The organism is Geobacillus sp. ZGt-1, assembly GCF_001026865.1.
Taxonomy (GTDB): domain Bacteria; phylum Bacillota; class Bacilli; order Bacillales; family Anoxybacillaceae; genus Geobacillus; species Geobacillus thermoleovorans.
On the sequence record NZ_LDPD01000023.1, the window covers coordinates 475,207 to 477,705 of the forward strand.

A 2,499-nucleotide genomic window follows, 5' to 3' on the forward strand; every position below is an offset into this window, starting at 1 on the left:
TCTGCCCTTCCCACAGTCCGGCGCTTGGAGCTTTCTTGATAATTTCTTCCGGGACGCCGAGCAGACGGCCCATTTCGCGCACTTCGCCTTTTGTAAAGTGAATGAGCGGCACTAAATCGACTCCACCGTCACCGTATTTCGTAAAGTAGCCCGTATGCCATTCGGCAGCGTTGTCCGTACCGACGACGAGATAGCCGTAATTGTTGGCGACCGCATACAACGTCGTCATGCGCAAACGCGCCCTTGTATTCGCATCGCCGAGGCGCGCGCGCTCTTCGCTCCATTCCCCGATGGCTTTCAGCTCGGCCTCGACCGCGCCAAACAACGTCCGGTGCGCCTCGGTCAAATCGATGACCAAATGCCGGATGCCGCAGCTTTTCACCACTTTCAGCGCATCTTCCATATCTTTCGGATTGCTTTTGCAAGGCATAATCAGCCCCAGCGAATCGTCCGGAAAGGCACGCTTAATCAAATGGGCGACAACCGCCGAGTCGATGCCGCCGCTGATGCCGACGACCGCCCCGTTTAAACCGGCTGATGAGACTTGGTCACGCAACCATTGCACGAGTTTGTCAATTTTTTCTTGCATCCGCCCTCGACTCCTTTTCCAAAGATTCCATTTCTCATTGTAGCATAGCATAAAGGCGGCGGACAAACCGTTCTCTCCGCTTGCGGTCAAACACAAGAGGGCGGCGGCGCGCGGCGGCTGACCGCCATTCGCGAAACACATCAGCCGGAAATAAGAGCGCATGCAAAAACCAGCGTTTTTCCAACCAACGGCGAAGCGGAGCGAAACGGGCGAGTGTTGAATATGACCAACCGATATACGGCAAGAGGCGATTGGCGTATTGGCAATAGTCAAGCCCGGGCGAGGCAAGAGCGGCCGCGTCATAGTCGATGAGGTACATCTGGCCGGTTGTGGTGCGCAAAAAATTATGGGAGGCGACATCACCATGAATGATGGCAGCAGAATCCGCCGTCAACTCTGGAGCATGCTCGCGACACGTTGATAGACAGTAATCCGCCCAGCGCAGCGTAAATAAAATGTCTTCTTTGTCCATGATCGTTTCAACAACAGGCAAATGTCGGCAAAACTCCTCATAGCGGCGCCGCCATTTGTCATACAGCTGCGCACGCGGCAGCCCCATCGCCTCCTGCTTGCTGCTGGCGATGTTTGCCGTTATGGTATGGTAACGTTCGAGCAAATGAAGTCCGTCAGCGGCGTCAGCCCAAGCGGCAAACGAGATTGGACGCGCTCCGGCTACATATTCCGTCAGCAGCCAATAGCATCCGCCGGCTTCAACCACTCCTCCGCGCCCGATCGGCATAGGGGCCGGCGCGGCGGAAAAACCGGTCTTCCTTAATGCGGCAAGAAGCCAGGCGTGCCGCGCGGCCGCAACAGGAAAGCGATACGCTTTGGCGACAAACATTCCTTGCCGGGCGGCAATGGCTAAGACATGCGGTTTCAATGCCACAACTTGTTGAATAACAAGCCGATATTGGCGGTCAAGAAGAAAAAAGAGACGGCCGGCGGCGTCTCTTTTCACTTGGTTATTGTTCCTCGCCATGCCCGCTCTCCTCATCCGGCGGTTCGCTAAACAAACGGGGGCCGGCGACCGGCGGGGCGGATGATGGCGGGTAGGATGGCGGCGAGTATCCCGCTGGACTTGTCGGATAAACGACGCCTGGCCACGGAAGCGGCGGCGCTGACTGCGGCGCATATCCGTATGGAGCCGGCAGGGCGTACCCTCCATAATAGTACGGGGGCGGCGCATAGGCCGGTGCATACCCAAAAGGCGGATAGCCGACAGGCGAGGGGTGCGCCGCAGGCGGCGCATAAACTGGCGTTGCAGCGCCGGGCGGCGGGAGAACGCCCCCTGCGGACGGGACAAACGGGGCGGCAACCCCAGGCCCAGAAAACGGCGGCTCTAATGATTCACTGCTGCTTTCGTGAATGCCGGGAAACGGCGCCGAACCGTTTTCCGGACTTTCACCGCTTTTCCCAACGGCCGACGGCGCAGACGATGGCGGATAGGACGTCGGCATGATCGGCAGCGGCGGCGCGTAAAAACCGCTCCCCGGCCAAACTGGCGGCACTGGCGTACATCCTTGGTCAGTGCCAAATATTGGGATCGTCGGCGGGGCGACAGGAACGTATGGAATGTTCGGCAGCGGCGGCGCGTCTTCGCTCTCAGCCGCCGGTTCCCCTTTCCATTCAGCTGGGCTTTCATTGTCCTCCTCTTTCATCATGTTGGGCAAAATATTGCTCGGCTTCGGCGGAATCGGCGGCACGTTGGCCAGCGATTGAGCGAACGAAAGTTGAGGAGGCGGGGCCACCGGCGGAATCGTATGCACAAGCGGCGGCACAGAGGCGCCTTTCGCTTTTGCCCCTTCTTTTGCCTCCGCTTTCGGCGTTTTTGGTGCTTCTTGTGCCGTTGCTTTTGGCGCTTTTTTCTCGACAGCCTTTGGCGTTTCGTTCATCGCCGCTTTCGGCGCCTC

At 58.5% G+C, this 2,499-nt stretch carries 2 protein-coding genes and 1 pseudogene; all 3 read right to left on the minus strand.

All coding sequences use genetic code 11. The features are described from left to right. A partial coding sequence (gene nadE, locus VU18_RS11180; protein ID WP_047758217.1) for an NAD(+) synthase occupies positions 1 to 589 on the minus strand: 589 nt, incomplete at its 3' end. A 34-nt stretch (positions 590 to 623) separates the two neighbouring features. Continuing rightward, positions 624 to 1,568, minus strand: a complete 945-nt coding sequence (locus VU18_RS11185; RefSeq protein WP_011232073.1) for a phosphotransferase — start codon at positions 1,566 to 1,568, stop codon at positions 624 to 626. After that, a pseudogene (locus VU18_RS20195) lies at positions 1,552 to 2,499 on the minus strand (peptigoglycan-binding protein LysM); the annotation flags it as partial. The gene VU18_RS11185 and the pseudogene VU18_RS20195, both read right to left, overlap by 17 nt.